The 22,934-nt window shown below is 67.6% G+C and carries 35 protein-coding genes; 11 read left to right on the top strand and 24 right to left on the bottom strand.

What is annotated here, in order from left to right:
* The first annotated feature begins 70 nt into the window (after positions 1-70).
* Positions 71-1,069, top strand: coding sequence for an adenosine kinase (locus D9601_RS16125; RefSeq protein WP_198355108.1), 999 nt, complete (start codon positions 71-73; stop codon positions 1,067-1,069).
* Positions 1,070-1,143: 74 nt separating this feature from the next.
* Here the strand turns inward: D9601_RS16125 and D9601_RS16130 are convergent, their stop codons facing one another.
* The 11 genes from D9601_RS16130 to hisB form a co-directional block, all read right to left on the bottom strand.
* Positions 1,144-2,763 (bottom strand): amino acid permease, encoded by a 1,620-nt coding sequence (locus D9601_RS16130; protein ID WP_198355109.1) that lies wholly within the window; start codon positions 2,761-2,763, stop codon positions 1,144-1,146.
* Positions 2,764-2,886: 123 nt separating this feature from the next.
* On the bottom strand, positions 2,887-3,264 hold the full coding sequence (locus tag D9601_RS16135; protein ID WP_198355110.1) for a histidine triad nucleotide-binding protein: 378 nt from the start codon (positions 3,262-3,264) through the stop codon (positions 2,887-2,889).
* Between the two features lie 13 nt (positions 3,265-3,277).
* A complete protein-coding gene (locus tag D9601_RS16140; RefSeq protein ID WP_198355111.1) occupies positions 3,278-3,589 on the bottom strand; it encodes a phosphoribosyl-ATP diphosphatase in 312 nt (103 codons plus the stop codon).
* 33 nt (positions 3,590-3,622) lie between these two features.
* Positions 3,623-3,778, bottom strand: a complete 156-nt coding sequence (locus D9601_RS16145) for a hypothetical protein (RefSeq protein ID WP_198355112.1) — start codon at positions 3,776-3,778, stop codon at positions 3,623-3,625.
* On the bottom strand, positions 3,775-4,137 hold the full coding sequence (locus tag D9601_RS16150; RefSeq protein WP_198355113.1) for an STAS/SEC14 domain-containing protein: 363 nt from the start codon (positions 4,135-4,137) through the stop codon (positions 3,775-3,777). Before D9601_RS16150 ends, D9601_RS16145 begins: the two co-directional genes overlap by 4 nt.
* Before the next feature lie 36 nt (positions 4,138-4,173).
* Positions 4,174-4,947, bottom strand: coding sequence for an imidazole glycerol phosphate synthase subunit HisF (gene hisF / locus D9601_RS16155; RefSeq protein ID WP_198355114.1), 774 nt, complete (start codon positions 4,945-4,947; stop codon positions 4,174-4,176).
* A complete protein-coding gene (locus tag D9601_RS16160) occupies positions 4,944-5,186 on the bottom strand; it encodes a hypothetical protein (RefSeq protein ID WP_198355115.1) in 243 nt (80 codons plus the stop codon). The genes hisF and D9601_RS16160 overlap by 4 nt, the downstream gene beginning before the upstream one ends.
* A complete protein-coding gene (hisA, locus tag D9601_RS16165; protein ID WP_443024764.1) occupies positions 5,183-5,929 on the bottom strand; it encodes a 1-(5-phosphoribosyl)-5-[(5-phosphoribosylamino)methylideneamino]imidazole-4-carboxamide isomerase in 747 nt (248 codons plus the stop codon). Before hisA ends, D9601_RS16160 begins: the two co-directional genes overlap by 4 nt.
* A complete protein-coding gene (gene hisH, locus D9601_RS16170; RefSeq protein WP_198355117.1) occupies positions 5,926-6,531 on the bottom strand; it encodes an imidazole glycerol phosphate synthase subunit HisH in 606 nt (201 codons plus the stop codon). Before hisH ends, hisA begins: the two co-directional genes overlap by 4 nt.
* Complete coding sequence (locus tag D9601_RS16175; RefSeq protein ID WP_198355118.1) at positions 6,528-6,845, bottom strand: YciI family protein; 318 nt, start codon at positions 6,843-6,845, stop codon at positions 6,528-6,530. The genes hisH and D9601_RS16175 overlap by 4 nt, the downstream gene beginning before the upstream one ends.
* A complete protein-coding gene (gene hisB / locus D9601_RS16180) occupies positions 6,842-7,429 on the bottom strand; it encodes an imidazoleglycerol-phosphate dehydratase HisB (protein WP_198355119.1) in 588 nt (195 codons plus the stop codon). Before hisB ends, D9601_RS16175 begins: the two co-directional genes overlap by 4 nt.
* Before the next feature lie 76 nt (positions 7,430-7,505).
* Here hisB and D9601_RS16185 point away from each other — a divergent pair, with 76 nt between their 5' ends.
* The 5 genes from D9601_RS16185 (at position 7,506) to gmk (ending at position 10,904) form a co-directional block, all read left to right on the top strand.
* Positions 7,506-7,991: an SspB family protein gene (locus tag D9601_RS16185; protein WP_198355120.1), complete on the top strand. Its 486-nt coding sequence runs from the start codon at positions 7,506-7,508 to the stop codon at positions 7,989-7,991.
* Between the two features lie 289 nt (positions 7,992-8,280).
* Positions 8,281-9,672, top strand: a complete 1,392-nt coding sequence (fumC, locus tag D9601_RS16190) for a class II fumarate hydratase (protein WP_198355121.1) — start codon at positions 8,281-8,283, stop codon at positions 9,670-9,672.
* 64 nt (positions 9,673-9,736) lie between these two features.
* Complete coding sequence (locus tag D9601_RS16195) at positions 9,737-9,949, top strand: hypothetical protein (protein ID WP_198355122.1); 213 nt, start codon at positions 9,737-9,739, stop codon at positions 9,947-9,949.
* The gene (locus D9601_RS16200) at positions 9,946-10,155 is read left to right on the top strand and encodes a hypothetical protein (protein WP_198355123.1); all 210 of its coding nucleotides are present in this window, start codon (positions 9,946-9,948) and stop codon (positions 10,153-10,155) included. The genes D9601_RS16195 and D9601_RS16200 overlap by 4 nt, the downstream gene beginning before the upstream one ends.
* 101 nt (positions 10,156-10,256) lie before the next feature.
* Entirely contained in the window at positions 10,257-10,904 is a 648-nt protein-coding gene (gmk, locus tag D9601_RS16205) for a guanylate kinase (RefSeq protein ID WP_198355124.1), read from the top strand.
* Positions 10,905-10,930: 26 nt separating this feature from the next.
* Here the strand turns inward: gmk and D9601_RS16210 are convergent, their stop codons facing one another.
* Genes D9601_RS16210 through D9601_RS16220 form a run of 3 tightly spaced genes read right to left on the bottom strand, consistent with a single transcriptional unit; the run spans position 10,931 to position 12,482 of the window.
* Complete coding sequence (locus D9601_RS16210; protein ID WP_198355125.1) at positions 10,931-11,617, bottom strand: ATP12 family chaperone protein; 687 nt, start codon at positions 11,615-11,617, stop codon at positions 10,931-10,933.
* Positions 11,614-11,832, bottom strand: coding sequence for a hypothetical protein (locus D9601_RS16215; protein WP_332838031.1), 219 nt, complete (start codon positions 11,830-11,832; stop codon positions 11,614-11,616). The genes D9601_RS16210 and D9601_RS16215 overlap by 4 nt, the downstream gene beginning before the upstream one ends.
* Entirely contained in the window at positions 11,829-12,482 is a 654-nt protein-coding gene (locus D9601_RS16220) for an HAD-IA family hydrolase (RefSeq protein ID WP_198355126.1), read from the bottom strand. Before D9601_RS16220 ends, D9601_RS16215 begins: the two co-directional genes overlap by 4 nt.
* 155 nt (positions 12,483-12,637) lie before the next feature.
* Between D9601_RS16220 and D9601_RS16225 the strand changes: the two genes are divergently transcribed.
* From D9601_RS16225 to D9601_RS16235, 3 genes are read left to right on the top strand one after another with little or no spacing between them, the layout of a single operon-like run.
* Positions 12,638-13,216, top strand: a complete 579-nt coding sequence (locus D9601_RS16225; protein ID WP_232474298.1) for a TadE/TadG family type IV pilus assembly protein — start codon at positions 12,638-12,640, stop codon at positions 13,214-13,216.
* On the top strand, positions 13,216-13,761 hold the full coding sequence (locus D9601_RS16230; RefSeq protein WP_198355128.1) for a TadE/TadG family type IV pilus assembly protein: 546 nt from the start codon (positions 13,216-13,218) through the stop codon (positions 13,759-13,761). The genes D9601_RS16225 and D9601_RS16230 overlap by 1 nt, the downstream gene beginning before the upstream one ends.
* A 14-nt stretch (positions 13,762-13,775) precedes the next feature.
* Positions 13,776-15,101 (top strand): pilus assembly protein TadG-related protein, encoded by a 1,326-nt coding sequence (locus D9601_RS16235; protein ID WP_232474299.1) that lies wholly within the window; start codon positions 13,776-13,778, stop codon positions 15,099-15,101.
* Here the strand turns inward: D9601_RS16235 and D9601_RS16240 are convergent.
* From D9601_RS16240 to D9601_RS16255, 4 genes are read right to left on the bottom strand one after another with little or no spacing between them, the layout of a single operon-like run.
* The gene (locus tag D9601_RS16240; protein ID WP_198355129.1) at positions 15,091-15,693 is read right to left on the bottom strand and encodes an FMN-binding negative transcriptional regulator; all 603 of its coding nucleotides are present in this window, start codon (positions 15,691-15,693) and stop codon (positions 15,091-15,093) included. The two genes, D9601_RS16235 and D9601_RS16240, sit on opposite strands and share 11 nt — an antisense overlap.
* Complete coding sequence (locus D9601_RS16245; protein ID WP_198355130.1) at positions 15,693-16,790, bottom strand: RluA family pseudouridine synthase; 1,098 nt, start codon at positions 16,788-16,790, stop codon at positions 15,693-15,695. Before D9601_RS16245 ends, D9601_RS16240 begins: the two co-directional genes overlap by 1 nt.
* Complete coding sequence (crcB, locus tag D9601_RS16250; RefSeq protein WP_198355131.1) at positions 16,787-17,164, bottom strand: fluoride efflux transporter CrcB; 378 nt, start codon at positions 17,162-17,164, stop codon at positions 16,787-16,789. Before crcB ends, D9601_RS16245 begins: the two co-directional genes overlap by 4 nt.
* 52 nt (positions 17,165-17,216) lie before the next feature.
* Positions 17,217-17,939 carry a hypothetical protein gene (locus D9601_RS16255; RefSeq protein ID WP_198355132.1) on the bottom strand — a complete coding sequence of 241 codons (723 nt, stop codon included), beginning with the start codon at positions 17,937-17,939 and terminating at the stop codon, positions 17,217-17,219.
* 126 nt (positions 17,940-18,065) lie between these two features.
* On the opposite strand from D9601_RS16255, the gene D9601_RS16260 reads away from it, so the two are divergent.
* Complete coding sequence (locus D9601_RS16260; protein ID WP_198355133.1) at positions 18,066-18,287, top strand: hypothetical protein; 222 nt, start codon at positions 18,066-18,068, stop codon at positions 18,285-18,287.
* A 52-nt stretch (positions 18,288-18,339) separates the two neighbouring features.
* On the opposite strand, the gene D9601_RS16265 is transcribed toward D9601_RS16260, so the two are convergent.
* From D9601_RS16265 to D9601_RS16285, 5 genes are all read right to left on the bottom strand, one after another.
* Positions 18,340-18,930 (bottom strand): glycine zipper 2TM domain-containing protein, encoded by a 591-nt coding sequence (locus tag D9601_RS16265; protein WP_198355134.1) that lies wholly within the window; start codon positions 18,928-18,930, stop codon positions 18,340-18,342.
* Positions 18,931-19,056: 126 nt separating this feature from the next.
* Positions 19,057-19,482 (bottom strand): OsmC family protein, encoded by a 426-nt coding sequence (locus tag D9601_RS16270; RefSeq protein WP_232474301.1) that lies wholly within the window; start codon positions 19,480-19,482, stop codon positions 19,057-19,059.
* A 137-nt stretch (positions 19,483-19,619) separates the two neighbouring features.
* The gene (locus D9601_RS16275; RefSeq protein WP_198355135.1) at positions 19,620-19,934 is read right to left on the bottom strand and encodes a glycine zipper 2TM domain-containing protein; all 315 of its coding nucleotides are present in this window, start codon (positions 19,932-19,934) and stop codon (positions 19,620-19,622) included.
* 111 nt (positions 19,935-20,045) lie between these two features.
* Positions 20,046-20,258: a hypothetical protein gene (locus D9601_RS16280; RefSeq protein WP_198355136.1), complete on the bottom strand. Its 213-nt coding sequence runs from the start codon at positions 20,256-20,258 to the stop codon at positions 20,046-20,048.
* A 139-nt stretch (positions 20,259-20,397) separates the two neighbouring features.
* Positions 20,398-20,964 (bottom strand): hypothetical protein, encoded by a 567-nt coding sequence (locus D9601_RS16285; RefSeq protein WP_198355137.1) that lies wholly within the window; start codon positions 20,962-20,964, stop codon positions 20,398-20,400.
* A gap of 140 nt (positions 20,965-21,104) precedes the next feature.
* Here D9601_RS16285 and D9601_RS16290 point away from each other — a divergent pair, with 140 nt between their 5' ends.
* Positions 21,105-21,527, top strand: coding sequence for an ExbD/TolR family protein (locus D9601_RS16290; protein ID WP_198355138.1), 423 nt, complete (start codon positions 21,105-21,107; stop codon positions 21,525-21,527).
* Positions 21,528-21,530: 3 nt separating this feature from the next.
* On the opposite strand, the gene D9601_RS16295 is transcribed toward D9601_RS16290, so the two are convergent.
* Positions 21,531-22,865 (bottom strand): hypothetical protein, encoded by a 1,335-nt coding sequence (locus D9601_RS16295; protein ID WP_198355139.1) that lies wholly within the window; start codon positions 22,863-22,865, stop codon positions 21,531-21,533.
* Between the last annotated feature and the right edge of the window lie 69 nt (positions 22,866-22,934).

Genomic DNA, 22,934 nt, shown 5'->3' on the forward strand with positions numbered 1-22,934 from the left:
CGGGGCTCGCGTCGCGCGGCGTTCGGCGATAGGAGGCGGCCTTCCCGTTGTTTTCGAAAGTCATCCCACCTTGACCCAGCCCCGTTTCGAGGTCGTCGCGATCGGCAATGCGATCGTCGACATCCTGTCCCAGGCGGACGACGCCTTCATCGACGAGATCGGCGTCGCCAAGGGGTCGATGCAGCTGATGTTCTCGCCCGAGGATGCCGACGCGCTCTATGCCAAGATGGGCCCGGGTCGCGAAGTGTCGGGCGGATCGGCCGCCAATACCGTCGCGGGCATCGCCGCCCTGGGTGGCCGCACCGCCTTCATCGGCCAGGTCGCCGACGACCAGCTCGGCCAGGTCTTCGCCCATGACATCCGCGCCGCCGGCGTCCATTTCGACACGGCGGTCCGCGAAGGCCAGCCGACCACCGCGCGGTGCCTGATCTTCGTCACGCCGGACGGCCAGCGGACGATGAACACCTATCTCGGTGCGTCGCAATTCCTGCCCGCCGGGGCGCTCGACCTGTCGATCATCGAGGATGCCGCGATCCTCTATCTCGAAGGCTATCTGTGGGACCCGGAGGAACCGCGGGCAGCGATGCGCGCGGCGATCGAGGCGGCGCGCAAGGCCGGCCGTCGTGTCGCCTTCACCCTGTCCGACGTCTTCTGCATCGGTCGCCACGGCGGCGATTTCCGCCAGCTGATCGCCGACGGGCTGATCGACATCCTGTTCGCCAACGAGAACGAGCTGACCGCTCTGGCCGAGGTCGAGGATTTCGAGGCGGCGGTGGCCAAGCTGTCGGCCCAGGTGCCGACGCTGGTCGTGACCCGCGGCGCGCAGGGGGCCTGCGCGATCCAGCACGGGACGCGCGCCGAAGTGAGCGCGGAACCGATCGAGCAGGTCGTCGACACGACCGGTGCGGGCGACCTGTTCGCGGCGGGATTCCTGCACGGCCAGGCGATCGGCAAGGATTTGGAAGCGTCGCTGACGCTCGGCGCGATCTGCGCGGCGGAGATCATCAGCCATTTCGGTGCTCGGCCGATGGTCGACATGAAGGCACTGATCGCGTCGAAGCTCGGCTGACGCTGGATCAGGACCCAGCAAAAAGGGCCGGTGGATCATTCCACCGGCCCTTTTTTGTTGTGTCGGTCGGCCGCTCAGGAAAGCGGCTTGGCGACCTCCGGCTGGATCGCCGGATCGTCGACCGTGTCGATGATCCCGCGCCCGACATAGGACCGGCTGCGGCTGTAGGTGAAATAGATCACCAGGCCGATCGCGCCCCAGATCGGCAGCACCAGCTTGGCGGTCAGCGGCAGCGACAGGTACAGGACCACGCAGCCGATCAGCGCGAGCGGCGCGACGATGTAGACCGCGGGGGTGCGGAACGGCCGCGCGCGGTTCGGGTCGGTCCGCCGCAACACCATCACCGACACCGCCACCATGAAGAAGGCGAACAGCGTACCGGCGTTGGAATAGTCGGCGAGCTTGCCGACCGGCAGCACCGCCGCGGCGACGCCGGCGGCGACCCCGGTCAGCAGCGTCACGACGTGCGGCGTGCGGAAGCGCGGATGGACCGAGGCGAGCCGTGCGGGCAGCAGGCCGTCGCGGGCCATGGTGAAGAAGATGCGGGTCTGGCCGAACATCATCATCAGCACCACCGACGGCAGCGCCAGCACCGCGGCGAGGCCGACGAAGCGGCCGATCATCGGCCAGTTGATCGTGTCGAGAACGTGGACCAGCGCCTCCTTGGAGCAGACCAGCGGCTCGAGCGCGCCCGACGCGACGATCGCGGCGCAGCGGCCGGCGATCTCCGGCGTGCCCGGCGACAGCACCTGGCCCGACAGCGAGGCGACCGGCTGGGCGCCGATCGCCCCGATCGCGCCCGAGGCGACGAGCAGGTAGAAGATGGTGCAGATGGCAAGGCTGCCGATCAGGCCGATCGGCACGTTGCGCTGCGGGTTCTTGGTCTCTTCCGCGGCGGTCGACACGGCGTCGAAGCCGACATAGGCGAAGAAGATCGACGCCGCGGCGCCGAGCACGCCGAGGCCCGACGAGCTCAGCGGGTTGCCGATGCCGGTGGGCAGGAACGGGTTGAAATTGTCCGCCTTCATCACCGGAATGGTCAGGGCGACGAAGGCGGTCAGCGCGGCGATCTTGATCGCAACGAGGATCGCGTTGACGCGGGCGCTTTCGGTCGTGCCGATGATCAGCAGCCAAGTGACGATCGCGACGATGATCACCGCGGGCACGTTGACCCAGCCGCCGGTGGTCATCGCCTGCGTCAGGTCGGCGCTCGGCGGGGCGCCGAAGGCGATGTACATGTGCGCCATCAACGCGTCGGCGTTGCTGATCGCCGCGGGGACGTGGAAGCCGATACCGTTGAGCAGGCCCACCGCATGGTTCGACCAGCCGACCGCGACCGCGCTGGCGCCGACCGCATATTCGAGGATCAGCGCCCAGCCGACCATCCAGGCGAGGATCTCGCCGGTCACCGCATAGGTGTAGGTATAGGCCGACCCCGACACCGGCACCATCGAGGCCAGTTCGGAATAGCAGAGCGCGGCGACCGCGCAGATGAAGCCGGCGACGATGAAGCTGAGCAGCATGCCCGGCCCCGCCTTCTGCGCCGCTTCGGAGGTGAGCACGAAGATGCCGGTGCCGATCACGGCGCCGATGCCGAGCATGGTGAGCTGGAACGCGCCGAGCGAGCGGTGCAGGCCCTTCTTCTCGGCGGTGGCAAGAATGGCGTCGAGTGGTTTGACGCGCCCGAATATCATGTAAGCGATCCCCCCAGCTGCGATCGGGGCCTGGCCGGCCCTCCGCATGGTGAAGCGGCGGAGCCTAGTCGCAAATGATACAGGCGCAATAGCTTATCTTTCCCGCATGGAAGCGGGAATGGGTCAGCGCGCCAGCATCGGCCCGAGTGGGCCGCCGCCGAACAGATGGACGTGGAGGTGCGGCACCTCCTGCCCGGCGTCGCGGCCGATGTTGGCGAGCAGGCGGTAGCCGCTTGCGACGAGGCCGCGCTCGCGCGCGACATGGCCGACGGCGCGGACGAACCCGGCGATCTCCTCGGCCGAACCGCGCGCGGCGAAATCGTCCCAGGAGACGTAGCGGCCGCGCGGGATCACCAGGATGTGCGTGGGCGCATGCGGCGCGATGTCGTGGAAGGCGACCGCCCATTCGTCCTCATAGACCCGGTTCGACGGGATCTCGCCGCGCAGGATCCTGGCGAAGACGTTCTGGTCGTCATAGGGCTGGGTGGGGTCGATCGGCATGGCAGGCGCTCCTTTACGACGGGCGGGCGGCTTTCTCGGCATGGCCCGACACGCCCTCGCGCCGGGCGAGTTCGGCGCGCACGTCGTCGAGGCCGAGCCCCGCGTCGGCGAGCAGCACCAGCAGGTGGAAGACGAGGTCCGCCGCCTCCGAGGCCAGCGTCTCCGGTGCGGCGAGGGCGGCGATCACCGTTTCGGTCGCCTCCTCGCCGACCTTCTGCGCGATCTTGGCGCGGCCCTTGGCGAACAGGCTGGCGGTGTACGAACTGCCCGCATCGGCGGCGCGGCGCGCGGCGATCGTGGCTTCGAGGCGGTCGAGCGGGTCCATCGCGATGGGCTTGGCGCGGGCGGGGCCCCCGCGTCAATCGTTCTTCTGGAAGCGGCTGCGCAGGCGGCGGCGCACCCACCACAGGCCGGCGGCGGCGACGACGAACAGCGCGACGTCCGACCATTCGGGCGCGCTGCGCGGGTGGACGATGCCGGAATGGCCGCCGGCATAGGCAAGCAAGGCGATCACGCCGCCGCCGCCTCGGTCAGCCAGCCTAGCGCCTCCGCGGCATCGGCGAAGACGCGCAGATAGGGCTGGGTCATGAACCGCTGGACCTGCAGCCGGGTGATCGCGCTGCCGGTGACGATCGCGATCCGGCTGGCCTTGGGAAAGGTGGCGAGGCGGGCGTGGATCGCCGCCGCCGCGTCGCGCGGCTGGACGCTGGTGGCGCTCATGTCGATGCGCAGCCGATAGCCGGGGCGGAAGCCCGCGGCGGCGAAGCGCCGTTCCAGATCGGCGGCATAAGCGGCGACGGTCGTCTCGTCGAACAGACCCTGCCAGCGGATGTCGACCAGGTTGAGCGTGGGGTTCAGATCGATCGCATACATGGCCGCGACATGTCGCACGCAAGCGTTGCGGAACCGCTAAGCCGCCAGCATCGGACGACGGACCGGAATGCCGGCGGCGGCGAGTGCGGCATGCGCGTCGGCGATGCTCGCCTCGCCAAAATGGAAGATCGACGCGGCGAGCACCGCGCTGGCATGGCCGTCGCGGACGCCGGCGACGAGATCGTCGAGCCCGCCGACGCCGCCGCTGGCGACGACCGGCACCGCGACACGGTCGGCGATCGCCCGGATCAGCGCGAGATCGTAGCCGGAACGGGTGCCGTCCTTGTCCATCGAGGTGACGAGCAACTCGCCCGCGCCCAGTTCGGCGAGGCGGACGGCGTGCGCGACCGCATCGATGCCCGTCGCGCGGCGGCCGCCGTGGGTGAACACCTCCCAGCCGTTGCCGGCGCGGCGCGCGTCGACCGAGGCGACGCAGCATTGGCTGCCGAAGCGTTCGGCGATGTCCGCCACCACCTCTGGCCGCGACACGGCGGCGGAGTTGACCGCGACCTTGTCGGCACCGGCGAGCAGCAAGGCACGGGCATCGTCGGCGCTGCGTACGCCACCGCCCACGGTCAGCGGCATGAAGCAGACCGAGGCGGTGCGGCGGACGACGTCGAGGATCGTGCCGCGATCCTCCGCGCTGGCGGTGATGTCGAGGAAGCAGAGCTCGTCGGCGCCGGCGGCGTCATAGGCACGCGCCTGTTCGACGGGATCGCCGGCGTCGACCAGATCGACGAAATTGACGCCCTTCACGACGCGGCCGTTGGCGACGTCCAGGCAGGGGATGACGCGGGCCCGCACGGTCACGACAGCAGCGCCCGCACGACGAGGACGACGGAGGCGATCAGGATCAGCGCGACGAGCCCCACCATGCCGGCGACGCACAGGCGAAAGGCGAGGGGGTGTTCGTCGCGGCGCACGCCGATCGGGTTGATCGCGCCGAACGGCACCTCGATCCGCCCGCCGCGGATCTGGTCGCGCAGCGTCGGGACATAGGCGCCGACCAATCCCCCGGCGAACAGGCCGGCAAGGCCGGGGTTCATCATGCCGCCGCCGCGACGCTGAGCGCCGCCGCCAGATCGAGTCGACCGTCATAGAGCGCGCGGCCGGTGATCACGCCCTCGATCCCGTCCTTGGCGTGGAGGGCGAGCATATGGATGTCGTCGATACCCTTGACCCCGCCGCTGGCGATCACCGGGATCGACACGGCACGGGCAAGGTCGACCGTCGCCTCGATGTTGGCGCCCTTGAGCAGTCCGTCGCGACCGACGTCGGTGAACAGCAGGGCGGCGACGCCGGCATCTTCGAACCGGCGGGCGAGATCGGTGACGCTGGTCGTCGACACGTCCGCCCAGCCTTTGGTCGCGACCATGCCGTCTTTGGCATCGACCGCGACGACGATGCCACCGGGATAATCGCGGGCGACGCCGCGCACGAAGTCCGGATCGTCGAGCGCGGCGGTGCCGATGACGATGCGCGACACGCCGAGGTCGAACCAGCGTTCGACGCTGTCGCGATTGCGAATGCCGCCGCCGAGCTGCACGTGGCCGGGGAAGTCGGCGACGATCCGCCGCACCGCCTCGCCATTGACGGATTCGCCGGCGAAGGCACCGTCGAGATCGACGACATGCAGGTGCTGGGCCCCCGCATCGGCGAACAGCCGCGCCTGATGCGCGGGATCGTCGCCATAGACGGTCGCGCGATCCATATCGCCCTCCGCGAGGCGGACGACCTGGCCATTCTTGAGGTCGATGGCGGGGAAGACGATCAGGCGATGGGACGTGGTCATGGCCGCCATTTCAGAAAGCGTTCGAGCAGCGCGATGCCATAACGCTGGCTCTTTTCGGGATGGAATTGCACGCCGAGCATCGTGTCGCGCGCGATGGCGGCGGTCACCGGACCGGCATGGTCGGTGGTGGCGACGACATCCTCGCCCTCATAGGCGTAGCTGTGCAGGAAATAGGCTTCGCCGGCGGGCACGAGCGGATGGTCGCCCGCGGGCCGGACGTCGTTCCAGCCCATGTGCGGCACCTTGGCGTCCATCGTGCCGGGGTCGAGGCGGCGGACGCGGCCCTGCATCCAGCCGAGACCGCGATGGGCGCCCATCTCCTCGCCGGTCGCCGCCATCAGCTGCATGCCGACGCAGACGCCAAGGAAGGGGCGGCCCCGGTCGAACACCGCGCCGCGCAACGCCTCCTCCAGTCCGGCGACGCGGCGCAGATTGGCCGCGCAGGCGCCGAACGCACCGACGCCTGGCAGGACGATCCGATCCGCGGCGGCGATCACGTCGGGATCGGCGGTGATCGTCACCGCCTCCGCACCCGCCGCCGCCAGGGCGTTGGCGACCGAATGGAGGTTGCCCGATTCGATGTCGATCAGCGCCAGCGTCATGCCAGCAGCTCCGCCAGCGCGGGTGCCGCCATGCTCGCGGTGAACGGCGTGACGGTCGCGCGGGCGAGGCCACCGGCAACGAACGGATCGGTCGCGACCAGTTCCTCGATCCGGGCGGCGTCGCCGCGGATGACGATGATGCCGCCGGTCCGCGGCACCTTGCGCCCCGACGCGAGGATCAGGTCGGCCGCATAGCCCTGGGTCAGCCAGGCGACATGCTCCGCCATGCGCGCGTCGATCCCGGCCAGCGGCGCGTCATAGTGCAGGTCGACGATGCACAAAGGCGCATCGGGCCGGACGAACGGTTCGCTCACAGCATCCCCTTGGTCGACGGGATCGCATCGCCCTTGCGCGGGTCGATCTCCACCGCCGCGCGCAAAGAGCGGGCGAGGCCCTTGAAGGCGCTTTCGACGATATGGTGGTTGTTCTGGCCGTACAGCGTCTCGACGTGGAGGGTCAGGCCGGCGGTCTGCGCGAAGCTGTGGAACCAATGTTCGATCAGCTCGGTGTCGAGATCGCCGAGCCGCGTCATTGTGAACTGCGTCTTCCACACCAGCCACGGCCGGCCGGAGATGTCGAGCGCGACACGGGTCAGCGTCTCGTCCATCGGCGACAGCGCGTCGCCGTAGCGGCGGATGCCGCGCTTGTCGCCCAGCGCCTTGGCGATCGCCTGGCCCAGCGCCAGCGCCGAATCCTCGGCGGTATGGTGACCGTCGATATGCAGGTCGCCCGCCACCTTCAGGTCGATGTCGATCAGGCCGTGGCGCGACAGTTGCTCGATCATATGGTCGAGGAAGCCGATGCCGGTGCTGATCGCATAGACGCCGGTGCCGTCCAGATTGACGGTGACGTCGATCCGCGTCTCGGCGGTGGAGCGGTTGATCGTGGCGATACGCATGTCGCTTCGGCCCATAGGAGCCTCTGGCCGCACGCACAATCTTGACCGGTCGGGGGAAGCCGCTACCCAAGGACGAATGACCGACGGACTGCCCGATAGCCTGATCCCCTATGACGAGATCGTCCAGGAGGCGCTGCGCGCCGTGGTCGGGCGTGTGCTCGGCTCGGTCGCCGAAACCGGCGGCCTGCCGGGCGAGCATCACTTCTACATCACCTTCAAGACGCAGGCGCCGGGCGTCGACATCCCCAAGCGGCTGATTGAGCGCTTTCCGGACGAGATGACGATCGTCCTGCAGAACCGCTTCTGGGACCTGACCGTGGACGAGCGGAAATTCTCGGTCGGCCTGAGCTTCAACCAGGTACCGTCGAAGCTGGTCATTCCCTATTCGGCGATCACCGGCTTCCACGACCCGGCGGTCAATTTCGAACTCCGCTTCCAGGCGACCGAAGGCCCCGATGACGGCCCCGAGCCGCACGACGAGGCAGAGAATGACGGCCCGACCGCGACGCCGGTCGAGGACGGCTCGAACGTCGTCAGCGTGGACTTCAAGCGGAAGAAATAGGGGCCGGCGTCCAACCGGGGGCGTTCGCCTGCGCCGTCATGACTGCGCAGGTGGGACTCGAGGTGCGCCAGCGCCGCTGGTATGCACCACCGTCCGCGCGTCTGGATCCCCGCCTGCGCGGGGATGACGGTGGGTGGCGGAGGGGCCGGCTGCCGTAGAAAGGCGATGGTTGGTCCTGCGATAAGGACGGCACACCGCCGCATCACGCCTGCTACGCCATTCCCCCCCCGGTTGATCCGCGGCTATGATTCCGCGGGCAACCAACCCCGCTGCCGCAGGTTCACGTCGCATGACCGACACCCGCACCGAAACCGATTCGATCGGCCCGATCGAAGTTCCCGCCGATGCCTATTGGGGCGCGCAGACCGAGCGGAGCCTGGAGAATTTTCCCTTCGGACCGCGCGAGCGCATGCCGATCGAGATCGTCCGCGCGCTGGCGATCGTCAAACAGGCGGCGGCGCGGGTGAACCGCAAGCACGGCCTGGCCACCGAGAAGGCAGACGCGATCGAGGCGGCGGCGCATGACATCGTCAGCGGCACGCTGGACGACCAATTCCCGCTCGTCATCTGGCAGACCGGGTCGGGCACCCAGTCGAACATGAACGTCAACGAGGTGATCGCCGGACGCGCCAATGAGCGGCTGGCCGGCACGCGCGGCGGCAAGGCGCCGGTCCACCCCAATGACGACGTCAATCGCGGCCAGTCGTCGAACGACAGCTTCCCCACCGCGCTGCACGTCGCCGCGGCGCTGGCGGTGCGCGACCAGCTCCTCCCCGCGCTTGGCCGGCTGCACGACGCACTGGCAGCGAAGGCCAGGGCGTGGGACGGCATCGTCAAGATCGGCCGTACCCATCTTCAGGATGCGACGCCGCTGACCCTGGGGCAGGAGGTGTCGGGCTACGTCCAGCAACTCGCCAATGCGCGCGATCGCATCGAGGGGACGGTGAAGCGCAACATCCTGCCGCTGGCGCAGGGCGGTACCGCGGTCGGCACCGGCCTCAATGCTCCGGAAGGCTTTGCGGACGATATCGCCGCCGAGATCGCGACGCTGACCGGCTTCCCCTTCGTGACCGCGCCGAACAAGTTCGAGGCGCTGGCGTCGAACGACGGGCTGGTCGACCTGCACGGCACGCTCAACGTGCTGGCGGTGGCGCTGAGCAAGATCGCCAACGACATCCGCCTGCTCGGGTCTGGCCCGCGCTCCGGTCTCGGCGAACTGGAGCTGCCCGCCAACGAGCCGGGCAGTTCGATCATGCCGGGCAAGGTCAATCCGACCCAGGCCGAGATGCTGACGATGGTGGCCGCGCAGGTGATGGGCAACAATGTCGCGGTCACCGTCGGCGGGCTGCAGGGGCATATGGAGCTCAACGTCTTCAAGCCGCTGATCGGCGCCAACGTGCTGCGCTCGATCGCCTTGCTGAGCGTCGGGATGACCAGCTTCGCCGAGCGGACGGTCGACGGGATGCGGGCCAACGAGGGCCGCATCGCCGAACTGGTCGAGCGATCGCTGATGCTGGTCACCGCGCTGGCGCCGGAAATCGGCTATGACCATGCCGCCAAGATCGCCAAGCGCGCCCATGCGGAAGGGCTGACCTTGAAGGAGGCGGGGCTGGCACTCGGGCTGGTCGACGAGGCGACCTTCGACCGGCTGGTCCGTGCCGAGGACATGGTCGGAAAATAGGTCCGGAACCTCTCCTGCCGCGGCGAATTGGTCCAGTCTTGTCGCGGCTGTGAGGGAGGCAATCATGAGCGCAACGACGATAGGCGCGCTGGTCGGTGGTGCGATCGATTCGCTGTCGGGCGACGATGGTGTCGCGGACGGCGCGATCATCGGCGCGGTGACGGCCAACGTCCTGAAGGTCGTGGTGCCGATCGCGATCACCTATGCGGTCGGCTGGGCGGTGTTGCGCGGCGCGGCGGAACTCAAGGACGGTGTTTTCGGAAAGGTTGAAGCATGATCGGCAAGATTATCGGCGCTCTGGTCGGGCGCGAGTTGGACCGTCGCGACGGGTCGGATGGGGTCAAGGGCGCGCTGACCGGCGCCGTCGCCGCCGGCGTGTTGCGCCGCATGGGGCCGCTCGGCATGCTAATCGGCGGCGGCTATGTCGCGAAAAAGGCCTATGACCGGCGCAAGCTCGCCAAGAGCGGCGCCGCCTATCGCTGATGGCCCTTTCCCCGGAGACTGGGGATAAATAACCTGTATTTCACGACAGGCTGGACCGCGGGCGCTTGACGCCTGCGGTCCTGGCACGTCACTAGCGCGCCATGCCCGTCACCCCATCCGATCCGCACGGTTTCAGGCGTCGCGGCGTCCTGTTCGTTCTGTCCTCGCCTTCCGGCGCAGGCAAATCGACGATCGCGCGCAAGCTGCTGGCGGCAGAACCGGAGCTGGCGATGTCCGTGTCGGCGACGACGCGGCCGATGCGGCCGGGCGAGGTCGACGGCAAGGACTATCATTTCGTCGATCTCGAGGAATTCCGCCGCATGGTGGCGGAAGACGAGTTCCTCGAATGGGCGCACGTCTTCGGTCACCGCTACGGCACCCCGCGCGGGCAGGTCGAAGCGATGCTGGCGGCCGGCAAGGACGTGTTGTTCGACATCGACTGGCAGGGCGCACAGCAGCTGTTCCAGATCGCCGGCGGCGACGTGGTGCGCGTCTTCATCTTCCCGCCGTCGATGGAGGAGCTGCGCTCGCGGCTGACCAACCGCAACACTGACAGCGCCGAGGTGATCGACGCGCGGATGGCGCGCGCGACCAACGAGGTCAGCCACTGGGACGGCTATGACTATGTGCTGGTCAACGACGACGTCGAACAGTGTTTCGACGGCGTGCGCACCATTTTGGCGGCGGAACGGCTGAAGCGCTCGCGGCAGACCGGACTGATCGGCTTCATCCGCAAGCTGACGCGCTAGGCGGAGCGACTTGCGCCGCCCGGCGGTCAGGCGTCGAGCGCCGCGAGAAAGCGCACCGCCGCGTCGAAGTCGTGTCGGCGGACGTCGCGGGCCTGTTCGGCGAGCGGGTCGCTGCCCCAATGTTCGGCCTGCCAATCCTCGTCGAGGTTCGCCGCCGTCCACAGGGTTTCGGCGTCACCGGCACGCTCGGCGAGCGCGAGCGCCAGCACCAGCGAACCGGTGATCGTCACCACCGGCGACAGGCCGGCAAGGTGGAAAGGATCGAGGGCCGCCACGGCGTCGCCGAGCCGGGCGAGCGTCGCCGCCGGCTGCGGCTGGTGGAGGATGCCGGCAGTGACCGTGAAGTGGACGTCGTAGCGTCCCCGCGCCCAATCCAGCCAGGGATCCCAATTCGCCGCCTGACGCGCCGCAAGCGCCGGCGGTTCCGCGGCGCGATAGCAGAGCAGGTCGCTTTCGCCATAAGCGGCCAGGCCGGTGGCGAAGGCGGCGGGGGCGGCGGCGATCCGATCGATCGCGGCATTGGCGAGGCCGGTCAGCGGCATGGCGCGCGGGTCGAGCGTCTCGCCGACGCTGCGCCATTCGTCCGCCACCGCCGTCGCTAGCGCCGCGGTCGGCAGCGCCAGCGGCACGCGACCCGGCGTGCGCACCGGCCGACCGTCGAGGGCGATCCCGCCCGCGGCATCAACCGTGACGTCGGTCCAGAAGCGCTTCACGGCTTGGGCGTCCGCCAGCGGTGCGCGAGGCTGGCCGGCACGATCACGATCATCGCCAAGGCCGACAGCACGATCGCGATGCCGAGGACTTTGATCGGCCATTCGTGGCTGCGCGCGGCGAGGATCATGCCGAGCACCGCGCCGGCGGTGCCGACCAGGCGGATGCCGACGAGCACCATCCAGCGCCGCATCGCGCGGGCATCGTCGGGCATCATGTCAGCAGCGCCGGCAGAGCGGCGACGCGATCGGCGACCACGTCTGCGCCGCCGTTCACCAGATCGCTTTGGTCGTGATAGCCCCAGGCAACGCCGATCGCGCGCGCGCCCGCCGCCTTCGCCATCACCATGTCGAAGCTGGTGTCGCCGATCATCGCCGTCTCGGCCGGAGTCGCCCCCGCCTCCGCCATGGCGGCGAGCAGCATCGACGGATCGGGCTTGGACGGGTGGCGATCCGCGGTCTGCAGGGTGACGAAACGGTCGGCGAGGCCATGGTGGGCGAGGATGTGCGCCAGCCCGCGGTCGGATTTGCCGGTGGCGACGCCGAGCAGCCAGCCGTCGGTTTGCAGTCGCTCGATTACCGCCGCGATTCCGTCGAACAGCGGCTCCTCCGCCATCGCGCCGCTGGTCCGCAAACGGAAGAAGGCGTCCTTGTAATCCGCCGCCATTCGCCGGTGCTTCTCGGTGGCTGCATCGGGCAGCAGCGCCTGCAACGCCTCGACGAGCGACAGGCCGACGATGCGGCGGATCGCGGTGCGCGGCGGCGCCGGCAGCTCGGCGAGCAGGAATGCCTCCTCCATCGCACGGCAGATATTGGCCTGGCTGTCGACGAGGGTCCCGTCGCAGTCGAATACGGCAAGGCGGGTCATCGCGCGGGGAAGGGAGCCTGGAACATCGCTTCCGTTGGTAGCGCCGCCGGGGCCGCAAGAGAAGCGCCACCGTGACCAGCCAACGGCCGCTTTACGACCTCTTAATCTGACTAAGGTATTTCAAGTGCATGATCTTGGGTTCGCGATGGACATATATGGCCCAGTCGCTCGCGCGGCATGGCACGGCACGCCGGGGCCTGGCGCGCATTCGCGAGGATCGTCGCGGCGTCTCGCTGCTCGAATTCGCCCTGGTCGCGGCGCCGTTCATCGCGCTGATGCTCGCGGCCTTGCAGACCAGCCTGCTCTATTTCGCGCAGGAAGGCCTGGAGACCGCCGTCGAAGCGACCGCGCGTAGCGTCACCACGGGGCAAGCGCAGGCGGCCGACGCGACCGCGACATCAATGACTTCCGCCCAACTCGCCAGCCGGTTCCGCACCCAGGCCTGCGCGCGCCTGCCCGCCTATCTCAGCTGTTCGCGGCTGTTCGTCGAGGTCAAGAGTGCGACGAATTGGAGTGCGATGACCACCGATCTGCCCGACCTGACCAAGGATTCGTCGGGCAATCTGAAGACGCCGATGAGCTACAGCCTCGGCAGCCAGGGTTCGGTGGTGATGGTCCGCCTGCTCTATATGTGGCCGCTGCAGACTGGGCCGCTCGGCCTCGATTTCTCGGACCAGGGCCGCAACACGCGGCTGATCATGGCGACGTCGGTCGCCAAGACGGAGAATTATTGATGCTGCGCGGTCTCGTCCGGCCCGGTCTGGCCGAGGACCGGCGCGGCACCGCGCTGGTGGAGTTCGCGGCGGTCGCGCCGGTGCTGATCGTGCTGTGGCTCGGCAGCCTGCAGATCGAGGACGGCATCGCCTGCAATCGCAAGGTGACGGTGGCGACCCGCGCGATCGCCGATCTGATCGCGCAGAACGTCTCCGGCACGACCACCAAGGGCGAGATCGACAGCAACCTCAATGCGACGACGATGGTGCTGGCGCCATACGATGCCAGCCGCGCGACGATCCGGGTGACGCAAGTCTACACCGACGCGTTGCTCCGCACCAAAGTGGTGTGGAGCCGCAGCCTGAATGGCGCTGCGCTCAATGCCAACGATACCGCGGTGATCCCGGTCGGCCTGCGCGTCCAGAACAGCTACATGCTGTTTGCCGAAGTGACGTACAACTACAAGCCGCCGATGAACTTCGGGTTCATCGGGCCGATGAAGTTGGGCGACAATCTGTTCATGCTGCCGCGCAATTCCAACAAAATCGACTGCACGGATTGCTGAGGGTCCGAACGACGATGGTTTCCTTGATCGCCCTGCTCCGTCGCCTGCGTGCCAACCGGCGTGGCGGCGTTTTCATGATCTTCGGCTTTGGCTTGCTGCCGCTGTCGTTCGCCGTCGGAATGGGCATCGACTATGCGCGGGCGATGAAGACGCAGACCAAGCTGAACGCCATTGCCGATGCCGCAGCCCTGGTCGCGGTCAGCAAGCAGGTGATGACCATCGATGACACCACGGCCGCGCTCTTGGCGACGCAGATGTTCAACACGCAGGCGCAGGCGCTGATCGACGCCAACCAGGCGCGGATCACGAGCCTCACGGTCACCGCGCCGAAGGACAGCACCGGGCGGCGCGTCGCGACGGTGGTTTATACCGCCCAATCACCCAATAATTTCGCCCGACTGCTGGGCATGGCGAACCTCAACATTGGGGGCCGGTCGACCACGACCAACGCGACCGCGCCGGACATCGATTTCTACATGTTGCTCGACGTTTCCGGGTCGATGGCGCTGCCGACGACCTCCGCCGGCCTGACTATCGTCGCCAACAGCAACAGCAGCAAATGCCAGTTCGCCTGCCATTCGACCAATGACCTCAAGGGCACCGCCAAGGACGGGACGACCAAGGATCTGTACGGCGTCGCCAAAAGCTATGGCCTGACGCTGCGCATCGACGAAGAGGGGACCGCCGTTTCCAAGCTAACCTCCGACGCACAGAGCACGTCCAGCAAGAACGGTGCGCAATATCGCATGGCGATCGCCACATTCCGCGGCGCGGGTGGCTTTTCCAAACTGTACGCCATCGACGATCCGAACGGACTGGCCGGCGCGTCGACCAAGACGACCAACCTGACGCCATCGAACTTCTATAAAAATGGTTGCCCGACCAGCGCCTGCGCGTCGACGGAGGTCGGCTACAACGACCGGGACACCGGCAGTTCGGACGCGTTCACGCAGATCAACGCCTGGATGCCGAACCCCGGCGACGGCATCACCACCAACGCCAAGCCGCAGGCGATCATGTTCGTCATCACCGACGGCATGCGCGACGAGACGCGGTCGAACGGCCGGCCTGAGATCGCCTTCGACACGACGAAGTGCGACACGATCAAGGCGCGGAACATCCGCATCGCGGTGCTCTACACCGAATATCTGGCGCAATCGCTGGACAACGACAGCTGGTCGCAGAGCAACGTCAAACCGTATCTGTATCAGGTCGAGCCGGCGCTGCAGGCCTGCGCGTCGCCCGGCCTATACACCAAGGTGACCTCGGACCAGGACATCTACACCGCGCTCGACGCGCTGTTCCAGAGCGCCGTCGCCACCGCCCGCATCACCCGCTGATCGGCGCACCGGCGGCGACGGCCTGCGCCATAAGCGAGCTGCCGCCACGCGTCAGCCCGGCGACCACACCGGCGCGATCCGCCGCCGTCTTGTTCTGGCTGAGCTTGAGGGTGGCTGAGAGGATCGGTTTGTCGATGGCGAAGCCACGGATACCCGCCAGCAGCTTGGCAAAGGCGTGCTGGTCCATCTTGGTGCGTGACCACGGCCGGTCCGCTGGCTCGTGCAACAGGGCGAGGCGGTCGAGCTGTTCGACGGTGTCATCGTCGCTGATCGCGGTGGCGGTGCCGCGCATTTCGACGGCGACGTAGTTCCAGGTCGGCACCTGATTGTCGGGCCGTTCGTACCAACTGGGGCTGATATAGCCGTGTACGCCAAGTACGGCGACGACCAGATCGGCTCCGTCGCAATGATCCGCGGCGGGATTGCCGCGCGCGACATGAAAGCGCACGCTCCCACCGTGCCGGGTGATCGGGGCGTGCACGATCAACGGCCCCCCGGGGGCGGGAACGACGATGTGCGCCAGACCGATCGACTCCGCCATCGCCAAGAGGTCGGCGTCGGGCTCCGGCCTGAATGCCGGATGCGGATGCATCAGTCGCGACCGCCGCGGCGGCGGCGCTCGCCGCGATGTTCCTTGCGCATCGACTTGGCGTGCGCCTTCGCGCGTTGCTTCAGCACCGACTTGGGCGGCGGACCCTTCTTCGCCTCCTCGAGCGGCAGCGCGTCGCCCTGCGCCTCCTCGAAGCCGAGGCTGGCGAGGCTTTCGGCGAAATGGTGCGGCAGCGCGGCGGTGGCGTCGATCGCGCCGCCGTCGGGATGGTCGACGCGGATGCGCCGTGCGTGCAGGTGCATCTTGCGGCTGATCCCGCCGGTCAGGAAGGCGGCGGGACCGCCATATTTGCCGTCGCCGACGATCGGATGGCCGATCGCGGCCATGTGGACGCGCAGCTGGTGGGTGCGGCCGGTGAACGGCTGCAGCTCGACCCAGCAGGCGCGGTTGCCGGCGCGCTCGATCACGCGGTAGCGCGACCGCGACGGCAGGCCGTTCTCCTCGTCGACATGCATCTTCTCGCCGCCGGTGCCGGGCTGCTTGGCGATCGGCAGGTCGACCATGCCGTCGTCGATCGACGGCACGCCGACCACCAAGGCCCAATAGACTTTCCGCGCCGTCCGGCTGGAGAAGGCCTTGGCGAAGAAGGCGGCGGCGCGGCTGGTCCGCGCGACGAGCAGCGCGCCGCTGGTGTCCTTGTCGAGGCGGTGGACCAGCTTGGGCCGTCCCTCGCTTTCGAACTGCAGCGCGTCGAGCAGCGCGTCGACATGCTCGTGCGTCTTGGTGCCGCCCTGCGTTGCCAGGCCAGGCGGCTTGTTGAGCACGATCGCCGACGGGTCGCGGTGGATCACCATCTCGCGAGCAAAGGCGATCTGATCCTCGGTCAGCGGCGTGCGCGGCTTCTGCGGGCGCGGCGCGTCGGTGGCGGCGGGTTCGGCCGGTGGCACGCGCAGCACCTGGCCGGCGGCGATCCGGTCGCCGGGCGCGGCGCGGGCGCCGTCGACCCGCAACTGGCCGGTGCGCGCCCATTTGGCGACGGTGGTGAAGCTGGTGTCGGGCAGGTGCCGCTTGAACCAGCGGTCGAGGCGGATGCCGTCGTCGTCGAGGCCGACGGTGAACTGGCGGACGGCGTCGCTCATGCGGTGATCCCCCTGGCGAGTGCGAGACCGGCGGCGAGCGCGAGCAGCGATCCGGCGACGGAGACGAGAATATAGGCCCAGGCGACCGGCGCCGCGCCGCGCTCGAACAGGGTCACCGCGTCGAGCGAGAAGGAGGAGAAGGTGGTGAAGCCGCCGAGCACGCCGACGCCGAGCAGCAGCCGCCAGGTCTCGCCGCCCTGTCCCAGCCGCGCGAGGGTGCCGACGAGCAGCCCCATCAGCAACCCGCCGATCAGGTTCACCGTAAGCGTGCCGTAGGGAAAGGCGGGACCGAGCAGCGCGAGCATCGCGCGGCCGACCAGATGGCGTGCCCCGCTGCCCAGCGCACCGCCGATCATGACGAGGACGAGTGGCATAATCGCACCGCCCTAGAGGCAAATGCGCCGGAAGGGAAATGCCGGCGGCGGCTCAGCGCACCAGGAGGTCGACGTCGGTGCCGCCGCCGGGGCGCGGGGTGGCGTAGACGACATAAGCGTCGTTGCCGCGGGTGCCGCCGAGCACGTGGCGGTCGCCGTCCGCCTGATGCTCCGCCGAATAGCCGGCGCGGGTGACCCGGGCATGGTACCAGTCGAGGATGCGACCGACCGGCGCGCTGCTGGCGAAGCTGACCGCGCGCAGGCCGCAGGCGTCGTTGCCGGCCGCATCCGTCACCCGCGCGTCGGGGTAGAGCGGCACCGCGGCGGGCAGGCGGTTGGCCCAGCCGGCGGAATAGCTGACGTTGGCAGCGCAGTCGGCCGAGCCGGGCGACTGGCGCCGGGCGAGTTCGCCGAGGGTCAGCGCGCCGTCCGCCTTGCGGCATTGCGGGCAATCGCCCTGCGCCGCCGGCGTCGGCTTGAGGTCGGCGGGCGAGACGCCGTCGGGCCGGGTGCCGAGGTCGGCGGGCGGGATCGCGCCGGGGTCGGGGCGGCTGGGCGGGCGGACGACGTTGGTGTTGGCCGATTGGGTGAGGGCGGGATCGACCATGATCTGGTCGCGGAGCGCGGCGGTGAGCGCCGGGTCGCGCTGGTTGGCGGGCCGGGCGCCTTCGGTCAGTTCGCGGTCGAGGCTGTCGAGATCCTGTTGCGCGGACGGTGCCTTGCCACAGGCGGCGAGCAGCAGAGCGACGGCGAGCAGGGCGCGGGAAGCGGACACCGGGGATATCTGGCACGACCGCCGCTAAGGAACCACCGACAGGCGTGGTTAACGGTCCGGCACCGTCGCCCCGACGCAGCGGCGGCGATGCTTGTGCCGGGGCGCAGCATTGCCCATGTCAGGGCGATGCTGAACATCCTTTCCGTGCTGATCGGCCTGGTCACGCTGGCGCTGGGCCTGGTCGCGTTCGTGCCGCTGCTCGGCTGGCTCAACTGGCTGGTCATTCCGATCGGCATCGTCGGGGCCGCGGTCGGCGCCCTGTCCGCGTCGAACGGCGGGCGCAACCTCAACCTGCTGCTGATCGTCGTCTTCGCCCTGCGGCTGATGCTGGGCGGCGGGATCTTCTGAACCCGCGACACGGAGCCCGGCGTGTGCCGGGCTCCGTCCCCGTGACGAACTTTTAGCGGCAGACGACCTGGCCGCGGTCGACCGACTGGCCGAGCAGGGCCCCGCCGGCGCCGCCGACCAAGGTGCCGAGCAGGCGCGAGCCGCCGCCGGCGATGACGTTGCCGAGCGCACCGCCCGCCAGGCCGCCGACGATCAGGCCGGTGGTGCCGTCCGAACGGCGGCAGTAATACCGCCCGTTGGTGCCGCGATAGATGCGGTCGTTGCGGGTCAGCCGGCGCGGCTGATAATAGCGGCCGTCGCGATAATAACGGTCGGCGTAATAGGCGCGCTGGCCCGGCGGCAGCCGGTTATAGTCATAGTTGCGATAGGCGCGCCAATCGTCGCGGCGGTCCTGGCGGATGTCGCGCAGATCCTCGCGCCGGTCCTGGCGGGCATCGCGAACCTGGTCGCGATATTCGCGGCGGGCGTCGCGGACGTCGCGCGGCGAATCGGCGTCGCGCAAGTCGCGGCGATAGTCGCGCTGCGCGTCGCGCACTTCCTTGCGATATTCGCGGTTCGCGCCGTACGGCGTGTCCTGCGCGGCGACCGGCATCGCGGCCAGAGTGGTGGCGGCCATCGCCACCGACAGAAACAGTTTACGCATCACACTCTCCCGTGTTGATCGATGCAAAGACAACGGCTTGGCCAAGGCGCGGTTGCGTGAACCGGAAACTACGTCCGGTTCACGTCACCGACAGGCGCAGCCGCCGCCCAGCCGAAGCGCCGCCGCTCAGCCGAAGCGGACGTCGAGCGCGATGTCGCAGTTGAGCACCTTCGAAACCGGGCAGCCGGCCTTGGCCTCGTTGGCGATCCGTTCGAACTCGGCGGGGTCGATGCCGTCGACCTGGCCGGTCAGGCTGAGCTGCGAACGGGTGATGGTGAAGCCATCGCCGTCCTTGTCGAGCGTCACCTTGGCGGTCGTTTCCAGATTGCCCTGGCTATGGCCGGCGCCGGCCAGCGCGAAGCTCAGCGCCATGGTGAAGCAGCTGGCGTGGGCGGCAGCGATCAGCTCTTCCGGATTGGTGCCCTTGCCGTCCTCGAAGCGGGTGTTGAAGCCATATTGCGTCTCGTCGAGCACGCCCGACTGGGTCGAGACATGGCCCTTGCCGTCCTTGCCGAGGCCTTCGTAGCGGGCGGAGCCCGAGCGGGTCACCATGATGCTGATCTCCTGAACACATGAATGGGGCGCCGCGAGTCTCCCCGCGACGCCCGGTCCAACGCGCCACGCGCGTTTTGGCGGCATGATCGCCCGTGTCCGCTACCGCGCCGAGGCACGGCGGCGGACCGGCCGAATCAGCGGCAGCCGCGGCGGCTGCGCTGGCTGCTGCGGTCGACCTCGCGGCCGAGCAGGCCGCCGGCGACCGCGCCGCCGAGCGTGCCGAGCGTGCGGTCGCCACGCGTGTCGATCGTGCGGCCGAGCAAGGCGCCGGCGACGCCGCCGACCACCAGGCCGGTGGTGCCGTCGGGCTTGCGGCAGCGCAGGCGGCCGCGATCGTCGCGCCACTCGCGATACTTGTAGCGCTGCGCACCGGCCTGCGACACCGGCACCACCATCGTCGCCGGCAGCACCATCGCGGTGCACCCCAGAGCGAGCATCAACTTACGCATCGGAACAACTCCCTTTCGTGAAGAAACTGTCATGAAAACGTCGCCCGATTAGCGGGGGTTGCATGAACCCAGAACAACGTTCCATTCAGGAAACGACCGTCCCGAAACGGATCAGCGCAGCGCCGCGATCGCTGCCGCGACATCGGCATTATCCGGCTGGTCGGTGTCGTCGCCGGTCGCGGCCGCCGTCGCATGGGCGGCCGCGTCGGTCCGATGGCGTTCGCCGGGCAGCGCATCGGCGAGGTCGGCCGCCGCCCAGACGATGCCGGCCGCCCAGAGCAACGCCGCCCAGCGGCTGCGGAACAGGCGCGGGCCGGGCAGCATCGCCGCGCAGTCTGCACGCCGATCCCTTGCCGCCGGCTTGCCGGACGGGGTTAATCGTGGGCCATCCCCATCGCCATTGTCGCCGTCGCCAGGGCGGGTCGCAGCCGGAAAGTCGCAAAGGTCGCACCGATCACCCCCGTCAGGCGAGCGGCGGCGGCGGCGGCGGCAGCGGCACGTCATAGTCCGCCGCGCCGAGCGGTTCCGGCGGGCAATCCTCCGGTGCGACGTCGGTCAGCGCGGCGAGCGCATCGGGCAGGTCGCCGAGCGCCCAGACCGAGCGGCGGTCGCTGCGCGCGATATTGGCGGGGATCGGGCCGAACAGATGCGGCATCATCTTGCCGAGTAGGAAGACGAGCAGCCGGTCCGACGGCACCCGCGTCTCCGACACCAATTCGCCGTCCTTCCACACGGTGCGTGCGCTGCCGTGGATCGCGCGGTCGAAGGCGATGCCGAGCAAGCGGTGGCTGGCGGCGAGTTGCGCATGGTCCCAGGCCTTGGCGAAGGCGGCGCCGAGCGGATGCGCGCGCAGCCGATAGGCGGAGCGTGGGGTGAGGCCGACCGATTCGGCCGCGGCGGTGACGCAGCCGCTTTCCGCCAGCGTGGTGAGGAAGCGGCGCTGGCGATCGGCGGTCCAGCCGTCGTGGCGCGGGCGCAGCGCGACGGGCTGGAAATCGGGATCCGGATCGATCGGGGCAGTGGCGGTCATGACAGGCTCCTTCGTTTGAGGGAGTCGATCACCTAACCAAATAGGTTATTGTAGGACATGGTCGCGACTACCCAAGGTGGCGGTTGACGGCAGTCGGGGCGTATGATGTTATCACGTTACATATAGCCGGGAGAAAGAGGATGCGTCGCCTTCGTCCTGCCACCGTCGCCAGTGCCGAGATCGGCGAGCCGATCGCCGCGCTCAATATCACGCCGCTGATCGACGTGCTGCTGGTGTTGCTGGTGATGATGATCCTGACCCTGCCGCAGGTGCTGCACCAGGTGCCGATCGACCTGCCGCAGAGCGGGCCGGTGCCGGTCGCGGAGCGGGTGGTGCATACGCTCGATCTGGCGCGCGGCGGGGCGGTGACGCTGGACGGCGCGGCGGTGGCCGATGCGGCGCTGCCCGAACGGCTGGCCGCGGTGAAGGCGGACCCGGCGTCGGTGCTGGTGATGCACACCGACCCGGAGGCGCGCTACGAACGCTTCGACCAGACGCTGGCGGTGGTGAAGCGCGCGGGGATCACCCGGTTGGGGTTCGTGGGGAATGGGCCGTTGGGGTGAAGTTCAAGCTTTACTGGCAGACAATCTAGGTGTTGCGTCTATTACCAAAACTTCTGGCGCAGCCCCCGTTTGAGAAATTTGAATTTCTCTCGCGGCTTCAACCTGTTTCAGCTTCTTTCCCATGCCGCCGACATCGATGATGATGTATTTACTTGAGAAGGCCTTCTCGGCAGAATTGTAGATGTCGAGCTGCTTAGCAAAACCCTGCGGAACTTTCGGATTTCTGGATAACTTCATTTCGACCAGGATTCTATCGTTGATCCCGGTAGAAAATTTGAAATCAACCGGCCCCCGACCTGTCTCCGCTTCAGGGGTGACATCGAGATTGTTTGCTTCGCAATATGACAGCGCAGTCATGTAGAATAATCTTTGTGCCGACTTCTCAAGTCGCGGCTGCCCATTGTCAGTGTAGAATTCTCTCCAGAGGTCTCGTTCCTCAATTAAATGCCGAAATTGCTCAATTATCTTATCAACTATAATCGCGGTCGACAGGGCATCTTTTGATTTTGGCTTTTCTATGCATAGCGGAAATTCATTGTTAATGCGCTCTGCAAAGTTTCTCCAAACGAACTCTCCAAGCTTGTCATTCGCGAAATCGTAAGGCTTCCCGTCCATTCCATGAATCATGTCGAGGAGGTCGCCGAAAGAATCCGAACTCGATGTCGCCCACTCTTTCAATCTAGATTTGCTCTCAAGAGTTTTTCTCGACCAAAGGCTTGCGATGTTTGCGTTCAAGCTATCTCTAAAGCTCTTGTTTTCTTCACTCGTCTGCTGGATGCCGGACCAGTCGAGCGCTACCGGCAAGTCCCGCAGAACGTCCAGCGGCATTAATATGACAGGGACGCGTCGGCTATTTATAAGAGGATTCCGAGGAAAACGAGCTTCGTACCTTAGGCCGTTGCGTAGGGTAATGGCAAAAAGCTCAACTGGCACGCCAAGGTTCTGGGTTATTCGATTATTAAATTCAATAATTTCGGCAAAGCATACGTTGGTGAACATGTCCCCTATCATGTCTGGGCCAAAGTCTTCTTCAAAAAGGCCCACAGCCATAAATAGGTCAGGATCGTCTATACCAAGTGAGGCGACCTGAAAGCCGGTTGTCGCCAACCGATCGGTCATTACCGGGCCGGAGCCCGATCCTGATATCGACCCTTCGCCATAACCAAGGCATGTGCCTTGGATTTCAGGAAAGGAAAGCAGCCTGAAAGCTGCTTTCCAAATAGCGCTATTTTTATCGCCCTTACTATGAAGGAGTAGCCGGCGGACTTTTTCGAAGTATTCGTCGAAGGTGGATCTCGCGGCCCGCATCTCCGGATGGGAGCTGGTATCAAGCAGCATAGGATCAGGAAACAACTTGGTGTCTATGTTGAGAGAAGGATCGAAAGCTCCTTCCGACAATAATATAGA

Origin of the sequence: Sphingomonas sp. MA1305 (assembly GCF_016107325.1) — a bacterium.
Classification (GTDB): Bacteria; Pseudomonadota; Alphaproteobacteria; order Sphingomonadales; family Sphingomonadaceae; genus Sphingomonas.